Consider the following 18,318-nt stretch of genomic DNA (forward strand, 5'->3'; position numbering starts at 1 on the left):
GGGACTCGGCAGGCGTCACAGTCGGCGGAGTCTACCCGAGCGACGAAAGGGTACTTAAACCCCGGTGTCGTCCAATGTGGTGGATGGACCGACCGCCACCGGAGGCGTCGCGTCGGACATCTCGTACTATGGCGCTTTCCCACAGCGACGACGAGGCGATCGGGAGGGCGGATCAGGTGACTCCAGACCGCCGGCACGGCAGGGCGCTCACCGTCCTGCTGGCCGCCCTGCTGGCCGCCACGGCATGCGGCCCGGTCGCCGACCGCAAGCCGAAGGATCTGCGGGTCGGGTACGACAGCCTGGACGGCACGCTGACGGTGTGGCCGCCCCGGGGCGACCTGTCCGGCGACGCCACCACGACGGCGGCGGTCACCGACGCGGTACGCGCCTGGCGGTCACCCGCCGACGATCGGGCGCACCTGCCCTCGTCCGGCATCCTCTTCTCCGGACGCGTCGAGGGCGCCCCGGTGGCGCTGGTCGCCACGGACGTGCCCGGCGAGAGCGCCTCCTGGCTGCTGCAACTCACCCGCGACGGCGACCGGTACGCGGTCACCCGCGCCACCGAGTACACCGACCCCGGCTACCTGGTCTACTCCGACGTGCTGCCGGTGCAGGCCCCCGGCGGCCGGCGCTACCTGGTCTCCGCCCGGGTGCAGCGGCTGCTCGGGCCGCAGGGCCGGGCGCTGACCGTCGCCGACGGCCTCAGCGCGCCGGTCGACGTGCCGGCCTGCGCGGCGGTCCCGGTGACCGCGACCCTGCGGGCCACCGAGTCGCTGCCCCGGGGGCGGGCCGCCGACCGGCTCCTCGACCTGGGCACCGGCACCGCCGATCCGCGTTATCCGCTGGTACGCGACGAGTCCGGCACGGGCCGGCGGGCGCTCACCGGCCTGGACACCTGCGTGCTGGCCGACGACCGGGGCCCCTTCGGCAGCATCCCCCGCCGGATCGGCGACCGCGACGCGCCGCGGTCGGTGCCGACGTCCTGGCCGATGGCGAAGCTCACGATCCGCTCGCTCGGCGAGGTCGCTCTCGGCGGCGGCGAGCCGGCCGAGTTGCAGCAGCTCAGCTGGGCCACCGACGCCGGCACGATGACCGCGGTGGTCTACCGACCGGCGGACGGGAGCGCGCCGGTGGTCTCACCGGCCGACCGGGCCACACCGTTGCAGACGTACCAACTGCCGGTGCCCGGCCAGCCGCTGGTGGTGCTCAGCTGGCGGGCCACCCGGGACAACTCGCTCTCCGTCCCGCCGGGCACCCCGCTGCTGGTCGAACGCCCCGGCCTGGTGGTCATCCCCGAACCGTCACGCCCCCAGACCTTCAGCCTCGCCGGCACCGACAAGACCCACTACCGCTCGGTCAGCCCCCGCTGACCCACCCCGTCGTCCCGGGGCGCACGGAAACGACGGGCGGGCCCGGAGGGGCCGCCCGCCGTCGTGTGCCGTGGGTCAGTTCTGGGCGGTGGCGTCGGTGGGGGTGAGGCGGTCCGGGGTGGCGTCCAGACCGGAAATCCAACCGGTGACGTTCCGGGCCACGTCCTGCGCGGTCAGGCCCAGGTCGGCGAGGATCTGGGCGCGGGTGCCGTGCGGGTGCCAGTCGGCCGGTACGCCCAGGTCCTTCAGCGGCACCCGGACGTCGGCGTCACGCATCGCCTGACCGAGCGCGTCGCCCACGCCGCCGACCCGCACGCCGTCCTCGACGCTGACCACGAGTCGGTGGCCGGCGGCCAGCTCGACCAGCTCGGCCGGGACCGGGCGGACCCATCGGGGGTCGACCACGGTGACGCCGTAGCCCTGCTCGGCGACCCGGGCGGCCACCTCCATGCCCAGCTGCCCGAAGGAGCCGACGGCGACCAGCAGCACGTCGGTGCGGGCCGACTCGGCCAGCACGTCGACCGGGCCGACCCGGCGCAGCGCCGGCAGGTCCGCGGCGACCGCACCGGTCGGGAAGCGCACGACTGTCGGGCCGTCGTTGACGGCCAGCGCCTCGCGCAACTCCTCGCGCAGGGTGGCGGCGTCCCGGGGGGCGGCGATCCGCAGCCCGGGCACCACCCCGAAGACCGACATGTCCCAGATGCCGTAGTGGCTGGGGCCGTCCGGGCCGGTGATGCCGGCGCGGTCCAGCACGAAGGTCACCGGCAGCTTGTGCATCGCCACGTCGAGCAGGACCTGGTCGAAGGCACGGTTGAGGAAGGTGGCGTAGACCGCGACCACCGGGTGCAGGCCGCCCAGCGCCAGCCCGGCCGCCGAGGTGGCCGCGTGCTGCTCGGCGATGCCCACGTCGTACACCCGCTCGGGGTACTTGCGGGCCAGCTTGGCGATGCCGGTCGGCTCCGCCATCGCGGCGGTGATGCCCACCACGTCCGGCCGCTCGTCCGCGACGGCCAGCAGCTCGTCGGCGAAGACGTGGGTCCACTTCACCGAGGGGGCGGCCAGCAGGGCGCCGGTCTCCACGTCGAAGGCGCTGCCGGGGCCGTGCAGGCAGTCCGCCTCGTCCTCCTCGGCCGGGCGGTAGCCGTAGCCCTTGCGGGTGACCGCGTGCACGATCACCGGGCCGCCGAAGTTCTTCGCCGCGCGCAGCGCCGACTCGACCGCCGCCACGTCGTGCCCGTCCACCGGGCCGACGTACTTGATGCCGAGGTCCTCGAACATGGCCTGCGGGGCGACGGCGTCCTTGATGCCCTTCTTGACCGCGTGCAGCACCTCGTACATCGGCCGGCCGACGAGCGGCGTGGAGCCGAGGGCGTCCTTGACCGTGTCGAGGACCTTCTCGTAGCCGGGGTTGAGCCGCAGCGAGGAGAGGTGGTCGGCCAGCCCGCCGATGGTGGGCGAGTAGGACCGACCGTTGTCGTTGACCACGATGACCAGGGAGTTGCCGGCGGTGGCGATGTTGTTCAGCGCCTCCCAGCACATGCCGCCGGTGAGCGCGCCGTCGCCGACCACGGCCACGACGCTGCGCGCCTCGCCCCGCAGGGCGTACGCCTTGGCCAGGCCGTCGGCGTAGGAGAGCGCGGTGGAGGCGTGCGAGTTCTCGATCAGGTCGTGCTCGCTCTCGGCCTGGCTGGGGTAGCCGGAGAGGCCACCGCGCTGGCGGAGCTTGTCGAAGCCGGCCTGGCGCCCGGTGAGGATCTTGTGCACGTACGACTGGTGACCGGTGTCGAACAGGAGCCGGTCGCGGGGGGAGTCGAAGACGCGGTGCATGGCCAGCGTCAGCTCGACCACACCGAGGTTGGGCCCGACGTGCCCGCCGGTGCGGGAGACCTTGGCGATCAGGAAGTCCCGGATTTCGGCGGCGAGGACGTCCAGCTCCTCGCCGGACATCCGCTTGACGTCCTGCGGACCGCGCACCGTCCCCAGCAGCCGACCGTGGTTGGCCCTGTCCTCTTCAACGCTCATGACCGCAGAGTCTATCGGCCCTCCGGTACTCCGCAGCCCGGCCCGAGCACCGCACGCTCGGACCCGGTCCGCACCCGCCGGCTGAGCGTTCGGTCAGACACGGTTCGGCCGGGTCACCCGGCGGGTGGGCGCGTGCCTGGTCAGGACCGGATCCGCAGCCGGCGCGGCGGGTCGGCCGGCGTTCCGGGGTACGCCGGCCCGGCCGGGGTCCAGGAGCCGAGCACCGCGCCCCGGGTGGCGCCGGTCACCGACGGGAGCGACCCGGGCAGGCCGTGCCAGGACAGCCACCCGAGCAGCGCGAAGGCGTACGCCTCCTTGGCCTGCGCGGGCACGCCCAGCTCGTCGGTGCCGCGCAACCGCCACCGGCCGGCGCCCAGCGCGGCGAGCCGGCCCAGCAGGGTGGGATTGCGCACACCGCCGCCCGCGGCGACCACCTCGACCACGTCGTGCCGGTCGCACTCGGCGGCCACCACCCGGGCGGTCAGCTCGGTCAGCGTCGCCAGCAGGTCGTCCACCGGCACCGGCGCGCCGAGCGCGGCCAGGTGGCGGTCCAGGTAGCCGGCGTGGAACAGCTCCTTGCCGGTGGACTTCGGCGGCGGCGCCGCGTAGTACGGCTCGGCCAGCAGCTCGGCGAGCAGCCCCGGGTGCACCCGGCCGGCTGCCGCCCGGGCGCCGTCGAGGTCGCACGGCCGATCCAGGAAGCGCCGGGCCGCCGCGTCCAGCAGGGCGTTGGCCGGGCCCACGTCGTACCCGAGCACCGGTGCCCCCGGCGCGACCACGGTGAGGTTGGCGATGCCGCCGAGGTTCAGCGCCGCGCGCGGCGCCGCGGCGCCGTCTGCCGGGTCCAGCAGCAGCGCGTCGAAGGCCGGCACCAGCGGCGCGCCCTGCCCGCCGAGGGCGATGTCCGCCGAGCGGAGGTCGCTGAGCACAGGTACGCCGACCCGGGCGGCCACCCGGGCCACCGCGCCCAGTTGCAGGGTGCCGAGGGCCACCCCGTCGGCGACCCAGTGGAAGACCGTCTGCCCGGGCGAGACCACCGCGTCGGCCCGCCCGCCGGCCAGCTCCACGCCGACCGCCGCCGCCTCGGCGAAGACCTCTCCGAGGCGGTTGTCGAGCCGGCAGACCGCCTCGATGGTGGTGGCCGCCGGTGGCAGCAGCGCGGCGATCTCGGCGCGCAGCCGCTCGTCGTAGTCGAGGCCGCGGTGCCCCAGCGGGCGCAGCCACAGGGTGTCCCCCTCGGCGGTGAACTCCGCCGCCACGACGTCCACCCCGTCGTACGACGTCCCCGACATCAACCCGACGATCCGCATGAAGGAAGGGCCCCCTGTTAACGCCTCGTGTATAGGAAGGGTCCCCTGCTAACGCGCAGCGGGCGGGAGCAGCAGCCCGACCAGCTCGACGTGCTGGGTCATCGGGAACAGGTCGAAACCGCGCACTGCCTCCAGCCGCCAGCCCAGCTCGGCGAAGGTGCGCACGTCCCGGGCGAAGGCGGCCGGGTCGCAGGCCACGTACGCCACCGCGCGCGGACCGGCGGCGGCCAGCGCGCGCACCACCGGGGCGCCCGCCCCGGAGCGCGGCGGATCGAGGACCACCACGTCGACCGGGCCGGTGATCCGTCGGCGGGCCAGCGCCGTCTCGACCCGGGCCGACACCACCTCGACCCGGGGCAGGTCGGCCAGGTTCTCCCGGGCGGCGGCGACGCCCTGGGCGGATGCCTCCACCAGGGTCACCCGGCCGGTCGCACCGACCCGGGCGGCCAGCCCGGCGGCGAACAGTCCAGCACCGCCGTAGAGGTCCCAGGCCACCTCGCCCGGTCGCGGGTCGAGCAGTTCCAGCACAGCCGTGGACAACGTGTCCGCAGCCGCCGGATGCACCTGCCAGAAGGCGGACGCGGGCAGCTCCCAGTCCCGCCCGGCGGCCACCTCGCGGACCGTCGTCGGCCCGCTCACCGGGGTTGCCGCACCGTCGCGGACCTCCGCGACGGTCACGTCCCCGCCGGTGCTGGCGACGGTCTCCACCGCCTCGGCGGCCGGCCAGCGCGCGCCGGTCGGGGTGAGTACCGGCAGCTGCTGGATGGCCGGGTGGGCGATCCGGCAGCGGTCGATCGGCACCACCTCGTGCGAGCGGTGCTTGAGCAGGCCGGCCCGGTCGGCGGCGTCCACCGCGTAGCGGACCCGGGAGCGCCAGCCCAGCAGCCCGCCGGGCAGCGCCTCGACCCGGACTCCGAGCCGGTCCAGCTCGGCGTCGGTCAGCCCACCGAGGCGGACCAACTGCTCACGCACCACGGCGGCCTTCCAGGCCAGCTGCGCGTCGGGTGCGACGTGTTGCAGGTCGCAGCCACCACAGGCGCCCGGCTTCGCGTACGGGCAGGGCGGCTCGACCCGGTCCGGCGAGGGTTCCAGCACGGTCACCGCGTCGGCGCGGACGAACCCCCGGTGCACCTCGGTGACCTCGGCGATCACCCGCTCGCCGGGCAGCGCGTGCCGGACGAAGACCACCTGGCCGTCCACCCGGGCCACGCAGTGCCCGCCGGGGGCGACCGCGTCGACGGTCAGCTCGACCAGCTCCGCCTCGGCCAGCCCGCGCTCCGGCGGCGGTGGTGTCTCGGCCCGCCGTACTCCCGGCTCAGTCACGGCCGGTCCCGACCGGGCCGCCGTCGACCGGGCCGCTCTCGCCGGACGGCGCGCTGACGACCGGCGGCGGGGTGCCGGGCGGGGCCACCCGCGGGCCGCGCGCCGGGGTCCGGGACAGCGTGGCGTCCAGCCGGTCCAGGTTCTTGCTCGCGGTCGAGGCGAGCTGCCACGGAACGCTGACCACCATCACCCCAGGTTCGAAGAGCAGCCGCCCCTTGAGGCGCAGCGCACTCTGGTTGTGCAGCAGGTTCTCCCACCAGCGCCCGACCACGTACTCCGGGATGAAGACGGTGACCACGTCCCGGGGCGACTTACGGCGGGTGGAGGCGACGAAGTCCAGGATCGGCCGGGTGATCTCCCGGTACGGCGAGTCGATCACGGTGAGCGGGATGGCCATCTCCCGCCGTTCCCACTCGACCTGCAGGTCCCGGGTGTCCTTGTCGTCCACGTTGACCGTCACCGCCGTCAGCGTGTCCGGCCGGGTGGCCCGGGCGTACGCGATGGCCCGCAGGGTCGGCTGGTGCAGCTTGCTGACCAGCACGATCGCGTGGTTGCGGGCGGGTAGCACGGCGCGGCCCTCGTCCGGCGGGGTCAACTCCCGGGCGACCCGGTCGTAGTGCCCACGGATGGCCAGCATCAACAGGTAGATCACCGCCATCGCCGCGATCGCGATCCAGGCGCCGAGCAGGAACTTGGTGATCAGCACGATCACCAGCACCGTACCGGTCAGGCCCGCGCCGAACGTGTTGATGGCCCGGGACCGTTGCATCCGGCGACGCGCCTCCGGATCCCGCTCGGTGCGCAGGCGCCGGTTCCAGTGCCGGATCATGCCGACCTGGGAGACGGTGAACGAGACGAAGACCCCGACGATGTAGAGCTGGATGAGCCGGGTCACCTCCGCCTGGAAGCCGACGATCAGCACGATCGCGAAGAGGGCGAGGAAGACGATGCCGTTGGAGAAGGCCAGCCGATCGCCCCGGGTGTGAAACTGCCGGGGCAGGTAACGGTCCTGCGCGAGGATCGAGCCGAGCACCGGAAAGCCGTTGAACGCGGTGTTCGCGGCCAGGAACAGGATCAGGGCGGTCACGCCGGCCACCACGTAGAGCAGGATCGACCCGGACCCGAAGACCGTCTCGCCGAGCTGGGTGGTGACGGTCTTCTGCACGTACCCCTCGGGACCGGAGACGATCTGCAGGGCCGGGTCCTCGACGAACTGCAGGTGGGTCAACCGGGCCAGCCAGATGATCCCGACCAGCATGCTCACCGAGATGGTGCCGAGCAGCAGCAGCGTGGTGGCGGCGTTGCGGCTCTTCGGCGCCTTGAACGCCGGCACCCCGTTGGAGATCGCCTCGACTCCGGTGAGCGCGGCGGCGCCCGAGCTGAACGTCCGCAGCAGCAGGAAGATCAGTGCGAAACCGGTCACGCTGTGCTCGGCCTGGATCACCAGATCGGCGCTCGGCGCGCGGAGTTCGTCGCCCAGCACGAAGACCCGGACCAGCCCGGTGAGCAGCATCCCGCCCATCACGATCACGAAGCCGTAGGTGGGGATGGCGAACGCGGTGCCCGACTCACGCAGGCCGCGCAGGTTCACCGCGCTCAGCAGCACCACCGCCGCCACCGCGATCATGACCTTGTGGGTGGCCACGAAGGGCAGCACCGAACCGAGGTTCGCCACCCCGGAGGAGACTGACACCGCCACCGTGAGCACGTAGTCGACCAGCAGGGCGCTGGCCACGCCGACGCCGAACTTCGGGCCCAGGTTGACCGTGGCCACCTCGTAGTCGCCGCCCCCGGAGGGGTAGGCGTGCACGTTCTGCCGGTAGCTGGCCACCACCGTCAGCATCACCACGACCACCGCCAGCGCGATCCACGGCGAGAAGACGTACGCCGACGCGCCGGCGATGGAGAGGGTTAGCAGGATCTCGTCAGGCGCGTACGCGACGCTGGACAGCGCGTCGGAAGCGAACACGGGCAGCGCGATGCGCTTCGGCAGGAGGGTGTGCTGCAGCCGGTCGGACCGGAACGGTCGACCGAGGAGCAGCCGCTTCAGCAGCGAGGTGGGACTGGCCACGAACGCCAAGAGTACGACCACCACGGCGGGGGCGCGGGGGTGGGCGATCACGGCTGGCTGGAGCGGCGGGGTACGGTCGGTCCCCGCTTCCGACCGGGACGTGGCAGGCTCGCACTCGGAGGCCACCGGCAGCGGGAGCGGTACGCACCTTGGGAGGGACAGCGTGCACGTCGTGATCATGGGTTGTGGCCGGGTCGGGTCGACCCTCGCGCACAGCCTGGAGTCCCGGGGGCACTCGGTGGCGGTGATCGATCAGGACGCCGACGCCTTCCGCCGGCTCGGCCCCGACTTCGCCGGGATAACGGTGACCGGGGCGGGCTTCGACGGCGAGGTGCTGCGGCAGGCCGGCATCGAGCGGGCGGACGCCTTCGCCGCCGTCTCCAGCGGCGACAACTCCAACATCATCTCCGCCCGGCTGGCCCGGGAGACGTTCGGCGTGTCCCGGGTCGCGGCCCGGATCTACGACCAGCGCCGGGCGCAGGTCTACGAGCGGCTGGGCATCCCCACCGTGGCGACCGTGCGCTGGACGGCGGACCGGATGCTGCGGCACCTGGTGCCGGAGGGCAACGTGGAGATCTTCCGCGACCCGACGAGCACCGTGTCGATCGTCGAGGTCCCGGTGCACAAGGACTGGATCGGCCGGTCGGTGCGCGCGCTGGAGGAGGCGACCGGGGCACGGGTGGCCTATCTGATCCGCTTCGGCATCGGCACGCTGCCCACCGCCTCGACCGTCGTACAGGAGGGTGACCAGGTCTTCATGCTGGTCAGTGACGACATCGTGGCGACGGTCACGTCGGTGGCGGCGACGCCGCCGGAAGGGGGACAGTGAGCCATGCGGATCGCCATCGCGGGCGCCGGCAACGTGGGCCGCTCGATCGCCCAGGAGCTGATCGACAACGGTCACCAGGTGATGTTGATCGAGCGCCAACCGAAGATGCTGCGCCCGGACCGGGTGCCGGCCGCCGAGTGGGTGCTGGCCGACGCCTGTGAGCTGGCCAGCCTGGAGGAGGCCAACGTCGCCGGCTGCGACGTGGTGGTCGCGGCGACCGGCGACGACAAGGTCAACCTGGTGGTGTCGCTGCTGGCCAAGACCGAGTTCGCGGTGTCCCGCGTGGTCGCCCGGGTCAACCGGGCCGAAAACGAGTGGCTGTTCACCGAGCAGTGGGGCGTGGACGTCGCGGTGAGCAAGCCGCGGGTGATGGCGGCGCTGGTCGAGGAGGCGGTGACCGTCGGCGACCTGGTCCGGCTGATGACCTTCCGGCAGGGCGAGGCGAACCTGGTCGAGATCACGCTGCCGCCGACCGCGCCGTACGTCGGTCAGCCGATCCACGCCGTGCCGCTGCCCCGCGACTCCGCTCTGGTGGCGATCCTGCGCGGCAAGCGGGTCCTGGTGCCCAGCCCGGACGACCCGATCGAGGCCGGCGACGAGTTGGTCTTCGTCTGCACCGCCGAGGTGGAGGACCAGGTCCGGGCGGTGATCCTCGGCCCGGACAGCGTCGAGCGGACCCGCAGCTCCCGCTGAGCCGTCGCCCGGCGGCCCGGCGCTGCGCTCAGGCGCCGGGCAGCGGGGTCGGTTGCGACTCCCGAGTGACCCGGCGCACCGTCCAGACCGTGATCAGCAGCAGCAGCGCGTACGGCGGGTAGCCCAGCGCCAGCCGGGCCACGCCCAGCGCGGTGTCCTGGTGCGCCAGGTAGAGCCCCGCCTGCACGCCCACCTTGGCCAGCCAGACCACGCCCCAGAGCACGGTCAGCTGGGTGAAGGTGCGCACCAGCTTCGGGTCGTCCCGCCACTCCGCACGACCCTTGGCCACCAGCACCGACCAGATCCAGCCCACCAGCGGCTGCCGGATGGCCGCCGAGACCAGCAGGGCGATGCCGTAGCCGATGCCGTAGAGGATGCCGGGGAGGTAGAAGTCGCGCTCGTCGCCGGTACGCCAGGCGATGGCCGCACCGATGCCGACGCCGAACAGCCCGTTGACCGCGTGCCGGATCGGCCGGCGTTGGACCAGCCGCAGCCCGGCGATCAGCAGCGCGACAGCCACCGAGGCGATCACCGCGGGCCGCAGCTCGCCGATGATGTTGGCGATGACGAAGACCACCACCGGGATGCTGGACTCGACCAGCCCCCGCCAGCCGCCGAGCTGGTCGGCCATCTGCTCGGCGATCGTCGGCAGCCGCTCGTCGTCCTGAGGACCGGTCTCCGGCTGCGCCGCCCGGTGCTGTCCCGTCGTCATCGCCGGCCTTCCGTCCGCAACGCCGTCACTTCGGCGAGTCCAGCTCGTAGTAGGGGTTGTAGATGACCTTGCGGTCGTCCCGCACCGCGACCCGGCCGCGCGCGGTCAGGTGCCGCCCCGGCTCGATCCCGGCGATGTGCCGCCGACCCAGCCAGACCAGGGTGACCACGTCGCTGCCGTCGTACAGGTCGGCCTCGAGGGTGGGCAGGTTGGTCCGCGGCGTGTAGACCACCGTGCGCAGTCGACCGGCGACCGAGACCACCTGGCCCCGGGAACACTGCTGGGCCGGGACACCGCCGCACTCGGCGCTCTCCCGACGCAGCTCCTGCGCGTCGATCTCGGCCTCGCTGGCGGTGAGCCGTTGCAGGATGCGCCGCAGCGACACCCGGCTCTCGTCGGTCGTCATGACCTCCGCGTCACCCTCTCCACGATCACCGGCCCCGGCCGGCACTGGCCCGGCCGCCGGCGACGCCGGAACCGTGCCGCCAGCGTACGCCGACGGGGGCGGTTCCGGCGGGCCGGTGCGCGTGGGTCAGACCTGGCGCGGTTCAGCGGCGGACGCGTCCCCGGCCTCGGCGTCGGCGTCGGCCTGGTCGGCGACCTCCTTGGGCAGCCGCAGCGGCAGCGGCTCGCGGACCGGCTTCGCCTCCTGCCCCCGGTCGACCACCAGGCCGTCCAGGCACTCGGCGAGCGGCCCGGCGGTGGCCGGGTCGAGGGCCACCGGGCCCTGGAACACGCCGCGGACCATCCAGCGCGGCCCGTCGACGCCGACGAACCGCAGATTGGTCGGGCCGTCCGGGGTGTTCACCTGGGCGTGCAGCTCAGGGCCGTACTCGCCGTCGACCTCCTGGGCGGTGGCGCCGTCGCGGAGCAGCGACTGGCGGATCTCCTCGCGCACCTCGTCCCAGATCCCCTCGGACCGGGGGGCGGCGAAGACACCGAGCTGCAGCGCGTTCTCCCCGTGCACCAGCACCACCTGCTGGATCACGCCCTGCGGGTCGGCCTGCACCCGCACCTCCACCTCGGCGACCGCCGGGATGTGCAGGCTGCCGAGGTCGAGCCGCTGCACGTCGTCGTTGACCTCGGAGATGTCGTACGGGCCGCGCTCCAACGTCGGCGTCGACTCCTCGGTGCTCTGGCCGCCGACCTCGGTGGTCCGCTCGTCACGGGTGTGCCGCCCGGCATCGGCCCGCTTTCGGGAGAAGATCACTGCGCCCACCCTCCGCTGTTCACACTCACCCTGCCACCTCTTCCGTCTGCCCGCGGCTCGGCTCGTCCCGCTGCTCGACCAGGCCCGCCGGCGACGGCACCAGCCCGGCGTGCCCGCCGGTGGAGCCGTGCCCACCGGTCCCGCGCTGGGACCCGGGCAGCTCGGCCACCGGCTCGAACCGCGCCCGCGCGACCCGCTGGACCACGAGCTGCGCGATCCGGTCGCCGCGGGAGATCTTCGCCGGCGTTTCCCGATCATGGTTGATCAGGTTGACCAGGATCTCACCCCGGTAGCCGGCGTCGACCGTACCGGGCGCGTTGAGCACCGTCACGCCGAGCCTGGCCGCCAGGCCGGAGCGGGGATGGACCAGGCCCACGTACCCCTGGGGCAGCGCGATGGCAACGCCGGTGGGCACCAGGGCCCGGCCGCCGGGCGGCAACTCCACGTCCGCGGCCGCCACCAGGTCGGCCCCGGCGTCGCCGGGATGGGCGTACGCGGGCAGCGGCAGCTCGGCATCGAGCAGCCGTACGGGCACGGGTACGACGTCGGTCACGGGTCTCTCTTCCATCCGGTGGATCGGGGTGACCCTGCCATCCTGCCGGTTACCCGGGCCGTCGTGCGCCGTACCCTCGCAGGAGTGAGCATGTCGCCCTCTCCGTCCGCCGGTCAGCCACCGGTCGTGGCCCGCACGGCGTACGCCGAACGGCTGGATCTGCCCTGGTGGTTGTGGCTGGCCGGGCTGGCAAGCGCCGCGCTGCTGGCCGTCGAGATCTGGATGGGCGCCGACGGCGTCCGCACCTGGCTGCCGTTCGCGGTGCTGCTGCCGGCCACCGCGGCCGGGCTGTGGTGGCTGGGCCGGATCCGGGTCGCGGTCGCCGACGGTGAGCTGCGGGTGGACGACGCCCGGCTGCCGGTGCGCTTCGTGGCGGACGTGGTGCCGCTGGACGCGGCCGGCCGCCGTGAGGTGCTCGGGGTAGGCGCGGACCCGCTCGCCTTCGTCGTCCAGCGGCCGTGGATCGGCGGGGCCGTGCAGGTGGTGCTCGACGACCCGGCCGACCCGACCCCGTTCTGGGTGGTGAGCACCCGGCATCCGGTCGAGCTGGCCGAGGCGCTGCTGACCGCCCGGGACGCCCGCGCCCGCGTCGACCGCACGGCAGGCGAGCCGGGCTGACCGCGGCGGCGCCGCGTGTCGGCCCGCTCAGGTGCCGGTCGGCGGGCCGGGCAGGGCTGGCGGCGGGGCCGGCCGGGCGATGCCGCGCCGACGCAGGTCGACCTGGAGCTGGTCGGCCATCGACCGGGTCGCCCGGCGGTTGAGGAAGCTGGCCACCGCCGCGCCGGTGAGGAACGGCCCGAGCGTGGTGAGGTTGCGTCCGAAGCGCCGGAGCAGGGTGTCCCGCAGTTCCTTGCGCGCGGCGGTGCCGAGCACCGCGCCCACCCCCACGCCGGGCAGCATCGGGTTGACCCCGCGCTGGGTGGCCCAGGAGTGCACCAGGGCGACCGACCGTTGGCTGCCGGCGGCCGGCAGCGCCACGCCGTGCACCTCGTGCAACTCGCCGACCAGCTTCAGCTCGACCGCCACCACGGCGACCGTCTCGGCGGCCAGCAGCACCGGCGCAGACAGGAGGGTCGGGGCGACCGTCCACTCGACGGCGGCGACTCCCCCGCCGGCGGCGCCGATCCCGGCGGTGGTCCGGGCCGCGTTGCGGATCAACCGCTCGGCCAGGGCGTTGTCGTCCAGCCCCGGGAAGTGCCGGCGCAGGGTGGCCAGGTCCCGCACCGGTACGTGCGGGGCGATCTCGGCGACGGTGTCGACCATCCAGCGCACGGCGGAGCGGGGCTTGAACAGGTCGCCGATGCCCCGGGCGCGGGCCTGCCCGACCATCCGGGTGAGCAGTTGGCGGCGCTTCGCGGGCTCGATGTCGTCCGCGGTCAACGCCGCGACGGTGGCGCCGAGGTCGTCCGCGCCGGCGCCGGTGGTGTCGCCTCGATCGCTCATGGGGTCGGACCTCCCGGTGCTGTGGCTACCCCTACGAGTCAAGCAGGTACCCAGCGGTGGCGCATCGCTACACCGGCAGCGGCGGCCCCGATCAGGAGGCCGCCGCTGGTGTCGTGAGTGTCAGACGCACTCGCGGCAGATCAGTTCGCCGTTACGCTCGACCGCCAGCTGGCTGCGGTGGTGCACAAGGAAGCAGCGGGCGCACCGGAACTCGTCCTGCTGCATCGGTAGCACCTTGACCGTGAGCTCCTCGTCGGCCAGATCGGCGCCGGGCAGCTCAAAGCTCTCGGCCACCTCGGCCTCGTCGACGTCCACCGCGCCCGACTGTGAGTCGACGCGCCGGGCCTTGAGCTCTTCCAGGCTGTCCTCGCCGAGGTCGACCTCATCGCGACGCGGGGCGTCGTAGTCGGTGGCCATCGGTTTCACTCTCCCATATCGATGTTGTCGCTTCCGGTTGTAACGCCGGACGACGCTGTTTCGGTTCCGCTGGCCGGCCACCAGTTGTGTCGGGCACCCGACCCGGGGACCGAACGGGTTGAGCCCGCTGGGGCGACTCCCCTGCGAGCGCGGAACCTTACCCCCCCTTTGGGCGAGGCATGTATACCGCCCTTGCGGCTGAGATGTACGCCCCAGCCCCCCAAGTTGTTCCCAATGTGACTCAGGCGACACGAAGATAGGGGTAGTAGTACCCGGTTCGCGGTCGGCGCGCCGGCATGTCGGACTGTTTCCACGCGACGGCCGGACAACCGTTAACCTCAGCGGCGTATTCGACGGCCGCCGGTCAGTGCGATCGTTGGCGGCCGCCGCCACCCACCTGACGTCCGGGAGCGCCCAGATGAGTTTTGCGCGAGTGCGAGCACTCGTCGTCGTCGGCATGCTCGGGGTGCTGGCCCTGGCCTTCGTGATCACCGCGCTGGTCCGCGACACCCAGGGCAATGCGGGCACGGCCGAGGGTTGCCCCGATGGCTGGCCGCTGGCCGACGTGACTCTGCACGAGCCCAAGGACGTCAAGATCAACGTCTTGAACGCGACCGACGAGCCGGGCCGGGCCGGCAGCGTCGCGGACGACTTCCGCAACCGCAAGTTCCAGGTCAAGAAGGTCGGCAACGCGCCCAAGGGGATCGACGAGGTGGCCGTGCTGCGGTACGGCCCCAAGGGCGTCGGTTCGGCGCACCTGCTGCAGGCGTACTTCCTCAACAACGCCGAGCCGGGCTACGACCCGAAGCGCACCGACGACACGGTGGACGTGGTGCTGGGCAGCCGCTTCCAGCAGCTCGCCACGACGACCGAGGTGAACCAGTCCCTCGGTGACCTGGGCGCCCCGGCGGCGCCCCCGGAGTCGTGCCCGTCCCCGGTCGCCAAGAACTGACCGGGCAGGTCGGCGGGCGCTGACCCCTTCCGTCACCGCCCGCCGGCTCGGTGTCGCCGACGGACCCTCGGACGCACCGGCCACGCCGGTCAGGGGCCGCCGGCGGCATCCAGGGCGGCCAGGCGGTCGTGCAGCGGCGCGAAGAGCGCCGGCGGGGCCGCGAGCACCAGGTCCGGGCCGGCCGGACGCCCCTCCAGGCCGGTGACCCGCACACCCGCCTCGGCGGCCACCAGCCCACCGGCAGCGAGGTCCCAGGCGGCCAGACCCTTCTCGAAGTACGCGTCCAGGCGTCCCTCGGCGACCAGGCAGAGGTCCAGCGCGGCCGCGCCGAGCCGGCGGATGTCCCGCACGTGCGCGATCAGCCCGGCCACCACCCGGGCCTGGTGCGCCCGGCGACCGGCGTCGTAGCCGAAGCCGGTGGCGACCAGCGCCTGCCCCAGGTCGGTCTCGCCGGAACAGCGCAACCGGACGCCGTCACGCCACGCGCCACCGCCGGCCGTGGCGGTCCACTCCTCGCCGGTGCTGACGTTGCGCACCACGCCGGCGACCACCACGCCGTCCACCTCGGCGGCGAGCGACACCGCGCTGTACGGCAGCCCGTAGAGGTAGTTGACGGTGCCGTCGATCGGGTCGACGATCCAGCGCACGCCGCCCGGCCCGACCGGCCCGGTGTCCCCCGTGCCGTACTCCTCGCCGAGCACCGCGTCGCCCGGCCGCAGCCGGTGCAGCGCGTCGAGCACCTGCCGCTCGACCGCCCGGTCGGCCGCGGTGACCACGTCGGTGACCGTACTCTTGGTGGCGGCCACGGTGACGCCCTCGGCCCGCATCCGGTACGCGGTGGCCGCGGCGCCCCGCGTAACGTCGAGCGCGACAGCCAACAAATCCTCGGTCGCCGGCACCGAACGGTCCATCCCACGTCCCCTTCCCGCACGAGCGGGCCGTTCCGGGCCGCGCGTGAGTATCATCCTTACAAAGTCCACATCTGCGCCGAATCGGCGGTCCCCGCCGCCGTTACGCCGTGCGGCGCAGGATGATCGCCGCAGACGGCGTTACAATTCACCCCTGCGCCCACGCGCCACGGACCGCCGACCACCGGCCGGTCCGGGACACGGGGGTCCCTCACCACAACGCCCGGCCTGTCGCCCCACGCTGTGCCGGACGACCCGGCCGTACCCGCTCTTCGCCTCCGGAAGGTCATTCGTGACAGAACCCCGCCAGCCCGGCGCCGACGTTCGCTCGCTCACCGACACTCTGATCGCCCACGCGCAGAGCGCCGGCGGTCAGCTCACGTCGGCTCAGCTCGCGCGCACCGTCGAGTCCGCCGAGGTGACTCCGGCCCAGGCCAAGAAGATCCTGCGGGCGCTCTCCGAGGCGGGAGTGACCGTGGTGGTGGACGGCTCGGCCAGCACCCGTCGCCGGGTCGCGGCGGCCCGCTCGACCACGCCGGCGTCCCGGGCCACCACCGCCAAGACCACCAAAAAGGCCGCCGCACCGGCGCCCAAGCAGGCACCCGCCTCCGACGACGGCCCGTCCACGCCGGGCCCGCGGAAGGTGGCCCCGCGCAAGGCGGCCGGCACCACCGCCGAGGTCGCCACCGCCGCCGCGCCGGCGAAGGCCGCGACCAAGTCGACCCGGGCCACCAAGGCGACGGTCGCCGCGGCCGCCGGCGCCAAGCCGGCGAAGGCCGGCGGCAAGAAGGGCGAGGGCGCCGACGGCGAGATCGACCCGGAGGAGCTCGCCGCCACGATCGAGGACGTGGTGGTCGAGGAGCCGGCCGCGCTGACCCAGGCCGCCGAGACCGACGCCGCCGCCTCGGCCACCGACAACGACTTCGAGTGGGACGACGAGGAGTCCGAGGCGCTCAAGCAGGCCCGGCGGGACGCCGAGCTGACCGCCTCCGCCGACTCGGTGCGCGCATACCTGAAGCAGATCGGCAAGGTCCCGCTGCTCAACGCCGAGCAGGAGGTGGAGCTGGCCAAGCGGATCGAGGCCGGGCTCTACGCCGCGGAGCGGCTGCGGGCGGCCGACGAGGGCGAGGAGAAGCTCACCCGGGAGATGGTCCGCGACCTGGGCTGGATCTCCCGCGACGGCGAGCGGGCCAAGAACCACCTGCTGGAGGCGAACCTCCGCCTGGTCGTATCGCTGGCCAAGCGGTACACGGGGCGTGGCATGGCCTTCCTCGACCTGATCCAAGAGGGCAACCTCGGCCTGATCCGCGCGGTCGAGAAGTTCGACTACACCAAGGGCTACAAGTTCTCCACGTACGCCACCTGGTGGATCCGGCAGGCGATCACCCGCGCGATGGCCGACCAGGCCCGCACCATCCGCATCCCGGTGCACATGGTGGAGGTCATCAACAAGCTCGGCCGCATACAGCGCGAGCTGCTCCAGGACCTGGGCCGCGAGCCCACGCCGGAGGAGCTGGCCAAGGAGATGGACATCACACCGGAGAAGGTACTGGAGATCCAGCAGTACGCCCGGGAGCCCATCTCGCTGGACCAGACCATCGGCGACGAGGGCGACAGCCAGCTCGGCGACTTCATCGAGGATTCCGAGGCCGTGGTCGCGGTCGACGCGGTCTCGTTCACGCTCCTGCAGGACCAGCTCCAGCAGGTGCTGCAGACGCTCTCCGAGCGTGAGGCGGGTGTGGTACGCCTGCGCTTCGGCCTGACCGACGGCCAGCCGCGGACGCTGGACGAGATCGGCCAGGTCTACGGGGTGACCCGGGAGCGGATCCGGCAGATCGAGTCCAAGACGATGTCCAAGCTGCGTCACCCGTCCCGGTCGCAGGTCCTCCGGGATTACCTGGACTGAGCGGGTTTCGTCAACCGAACGTGTCGTTTTGACCACCTGGTGTGCAACACCAGATGGTGATCGTCCGGATGCACGAATGTGATCGTTGACGTGGCACCCTGGGTGCACGGCACACTGTCCCAGCCATGTGTGACCTCGGTCCCCCGCGGGCACACAGGGAAGGCAAGGCCCGGCAAGGGTGTTGCACGATAGGTGAGCAACGACCGAAGAGATTGTTCATCGGTGACGACCAGAGGAGGAAGGCGATGAACTCGACCCTCACGCCGCCGCCCGAGACGGTGGCGCCCCCAGCCGCCGATGAACGGTGCGACCGCTGCAATGCTGCCGGCAAGCTCCGGATCACTCTGGCGGGTGGGAGCGAGTTGGTTTTCTGTGGGCACCACGCGAACAAGTACGCGGAGGATCTCGCGAAGATCACCGTCCGGTTCGCAACGGAGCCCGATTTCAGTTGGCGTGGCGCCGATCTGATGGCGAACTGAATCCGCAACCCGACATAGCCGACCGGAGACACCCCGAGGGTGTCTCCGGTCGGCTTTTCTCTGCGCGCGCCCCGCGCCCCGCGCCCCGCGCCCCGCGCCCCGCGCCCCGCGCCCCGCGCC

General features: G+C 73.1%; 18 protein-coding genes. 7 read left to right on the forward strand and 11 right to left on the reverse strand.

The genetic code is table 11. The features are described 5' to 3' along the window. Positions 1-176 precede the first annotated feature (176 nt). Positions 177-1,370 carry a hypothetical protein gene (locus tag ACWD6N_RS09065; RefSeq protein ID WP_387325303.1) on the forward strand — a complete coding sequence of 398 codons (1,194 nt, stop codon included), beginning with the start codon at positions 177-179 and terminating at the stop codon, positions 1,368-1,370. A 75-nt stretch (positions 1,371-1,445) separates the two neighbouring features. On the opposite strand, the gene dxs is transcribed toward ACWD6N_RS09065, so the two are convergent. The 4 genes from dxs to ACWD6N_RS09085 form a co-directional block, all read right to left on the reverse strand. Then, positions 1,446-3,392 carry a 1-deoxy-D-xylulose-5-phosphate synthase gene (gene dxs, locus ACWD6N_RS09070; protein ID WP_354963113.1) on the reverse strand — a complete coding sequence of 649 codons (1,947 nt, stop codon included), beginning with the start codon at positions 3,390-3,392 and terminating at the stop codon, positions 1,446-1,448. 140 nt (positions 3,393-3,532) lie between these two features. Then, positions 3,533-4,702, reverse strand: coding sequence for an anhydro-N-acetylmuramic acid kinase (locus ACWD6N_RS09075; protein WP_354963114.1), 1,170 nt, complete (start codon positions 4,700-4,702; stop codon positions 3,533-3,535). Positions 4,703-4,750: 48 nt separating this feature from the next. Further along, positions 4,751-6,025 carry a class I SAM-dependent RNA methyltransferase gene (locus ACWD6N_RS09080; protein ID WP_354963115.1) on the reverse strand — a complete coding sequence of 425 codons (1,275 nt, stop codon included), beginning with the start codon at positions 6,023-6,025 and terminating at the stop codon, positions 4,751-4,753. Beyond that, on the reverse strand, positions 6,018-8,096 hold the full coding sequence (locus ACWD6N_RS09085; protein ID WP_354963116.1) for an APC family permease: 2,079 nt from the start codon (positions 8,094-8,096) through the stop codon (positions 6,018-6,020). The genes ACWD6N_RS09080 and ACWD6N_RS09085 overlap by 8 nt, the downstream gene beginning before the upstream one ends. Before the next feature lie 163 nt (positions 8,097-8,259). On the opposite strand from ACWD6N_RS09085, the gene ACWD6N_RS09090 reads away from it, so the two are divergent. Then, on the forward strand, positions 8,260-8,925 hold the full coding sequence (locus ACWD6N_RS09090; protein ID WP_354963117.1) for a potassium channel family protein: 666 nt from the start codon (positions 8,260-8,262) through the stop codon (positions 8,923-8,925). Between the two features lie 3 nt (positions 8,926-8,928). Next, on the forward strand, positions 8,929-9,618 hold the full coding sequence (locus ACWD6N_RS09095; protein WP_354963118.1) for a potassium channel family protein: 690 nt from the start codon (positions 8,929-8,931) through the stop codon (positions 9,616-9,618). Between the two features lie 28 nt (positions 9,619-9,646). Here the strand turns inward: ACWD6N_RS09095 and ACWD6N_RS09100 are convergent, their stop codons facing one another. From ACWD6N_RS09100 to dut, 4 genes are all read right to left on the reverse strand, one after another. Continuing rightward, entirely contained in the window at positions 9,647-10,330 is a 684-nt protein-coding gene (locus ACWD6N_RS09100) for a DUF3159 domain-containing protein (RefSeq protein WP_354963119.1), read from the reverse strand. Positions 10,331-10,355: 25 nt separating this feature from the next. Then, complete coding sequence (locus ACWD6N_RS09105) at positions 10,356-10,736, reverse strand: OB-fold nucleic acid binding domain-containing protein (RefSeq protein WP_089017103.1); 381 nt, start codon at positions 10,734-10,736, stop codon at positions 10,356-10,358. A gap of 126 nt (positions 10,737-10,862) precedes the next feature. Continuing rightward, a complete protein-coding gene (locus tag ACWD6N_RS09110; RefSeq protein ID WP_354963120.1) occupies positions 10,863-11,540 on the reverse strand; it encodes a DUF3710 domain-containing protein in 678 nt (225 codons plus the stop codon). Positions 11,541-11,565: 25 nt separating this feature from the next. Beyond that, a complete protein-coding gene (gene dut / locus ACWD6N_RS09115) occupies positions 11,566-12,108 on the reverse strand; it encodes a dUTP diphosphatase (RefSeq protein ID WP_354963121.1) in 543 nt (180 codons plus the stop codon). Positions 12,109-12,177: 69 nt separating this feature from the next. Here dut and ACWD6N_RS09120 point away from each other — a divergent pair, with 69 nt between their 5' ends. After that, positions 12,178-12,711 (forward strand): DUF3093 domain-containing protein, encoded by a 534-nt coding sequence (locus ACWD6N_RS09120; RefSeq protein ID WP_387325311.1) that lies wholly within the window; start codon positions 12,178-12,180, stop codon positions 12,709-12,711. A gap of 27 nt (positions 12,712-12,738) precedes the next feature. Here ACWD6N_RS09120 and ACWD6N_RS09125 read toward each other — a convergent pair whose 3' ends face one another. Continuing rightward, positions 12,739-13,536 carry a hypothetical protein gene (locus ACWD6N_RS09125; protein ID WP_354963123.1) on the reverse strand — a complete coding sequence of 266 codons (798 nt, stop codon included), beginning with the start codon at positions 13,534-13,536 and terminating at the stop codon, positions 12,739-12,741. 120 nt (positions 13,537-13,656) lie between these two features. Continuing rightward, complete coding sequence (locus ACWD6N_RS09130) at positions 13,657-13,953, reverse strand: DUF4193 domain-containing protein (RefSeq protein WP_007075406.1); 297 nt, start codon at positions 13,951-13,953, stop codon at positions 13,657-13,659. Between the two features lie 433 nt (positions 13,954-14,386). Here ACWD6N_RS09130 and ACWD6N_RS09135 point away from each other — a divergent pair, with 433 nt between their 5' ends. Continuing rightward, complete coding sequence (locus tag ACWD6N_RS09135) at positions 14,387-14,905, forward strand: LytR C-terminal domain-containing protein (RefSeq protein ID WP_354963313.1); 519 nt, start codon at positions 14,387-14,389, stop codon at positions 14,903-14,905. Between the two features lie 89 nt (positions 14,906-14,994). On the opposite strand, the gene ACWD6N_RS09140 is transcribed toward ACWD6N_RS09135, so the two are convergent. Beyond that, positions 14,995-15,816 carry an inositol monophosphatase family protein gene (locus tag ACWD6N_RS09140; RefSeq protein ID WP_354963124.1) on the reverse strand — a complete coding sequence of 274 codons (822 nt, stop codon included), beginning with the start codon at positions 15,814-15,816 and terminating at the stop codon, positions 14,995-14,997. 289 nt (positions 15,817-16,105) lie between these two features. Between ACWD6N_RS09140 and ACWD6N_RS09145 the strand changes: the two genes are divergently transcribed. Both ACWD6N_RS09145 and ACWD6N_RS09150 read left to right on the forward strand, forming a co-directional pair. Further along, positions 16,106-17,719: an RNA polymerase sigma factor gene (locus ACWD6N_RS09145; RefSeq protein WP_354963125.1), complete on the forward strand. Its 1,614-nt coding sequence runs from the start codon at positions 16,106-16,108 to the stop codon at positions 17,717-17,719. 245 nt (positions 17,720-17,964) lie between these two features. Next, on the forward strand, positions 17,965-18,198 hold the full coding sequence (locus ACWD6N_RS09150) for a DUF7455 domain-containing protein (protein ID WP_354963126.1): 234 nt from the start codon (positions 17,965-17,967) through the stop codon (positions 18,196-18,198). Positions 18,199-18,318 lie beyond the last annotated feature (120 nt).

It is taken from the genome of Micromonospora sp. NPDC005163, assembly GCF_053599835.1.

Bases quoted from the DNA above. Each gene is read 5' to 3' on its own strand.
- dxs (WP_354963113.1), bottom strand. From the start codon at position 3,392: ATGAGCGTTGAAGAGGACAGGGCCAACCACGGTCGGCTGCTGGGGACG.
- ACWD6N_RS09075 (WP_354963114.1), bottom strand. From the start codon at position 4,702: ATGCGGATCGTCGGGTTGATGTCGGGGACGTCGTACGACGGGGTGGAC.
- ACWD6N_RS09095 (WP_354963118.1), top strand. From the start codon at position 8,929: ATGCGGATCGCCATCGCGGGCGCCGGCAACGTGGGCCGCTCGATCGCC.
- ACWD6N_RS09100 (WP_354963119.1), bottom strand. From the start codon at position 10,330: ATGACGACGGGACAGCACCGGGCGGCGCAGCCGGAGACCGGTCCTCAG.
- ACWD6N_RS09105 (WP_089017103.1), bottom strand. From the start codon at position 10,736: ATGACGACCGACGAGAGCCGGGTGTCGCTGCGGCGCATCCTGCAACGG.
- dut (WP_354963121.1), bottom strand. From the start codon at position 12,108: ATGGAAGAGAGACCCGTGACCGACGTCGTACCCGTGCCCGTACGGCTG.
- ACWD6N_RS09125 (WP_354963123.1), bottom strand. From the start codon at position 13,536: ATGAGCGATCGAGGCGACACCACCGGCGCCGGCGCGGACGACCTCGGC.
- ACWD6N_RS09130 (WP_007075406.1), bottom strand. From the start codon at position 13,953: ATGGCCACCGACTACGACGCCCCGCGTCGCGATGAGGTCGACCTCGGC.
- ACWD6N_RS09140 (WP_354963124.1), bottom strand. From the start codon at position 15,816: ATGGACCGTTCGGTGCCGGCGACCGAGGATTTGTTGGCTGTCGCGCTC.
- ACWD6N_RS09150 (WP_354963126.1), top strand. From the start codon at position 17,965: ATGAACTCGACCCTCACGCCGCCGCCCGAGACGGTGGCGCCCCCAGCC.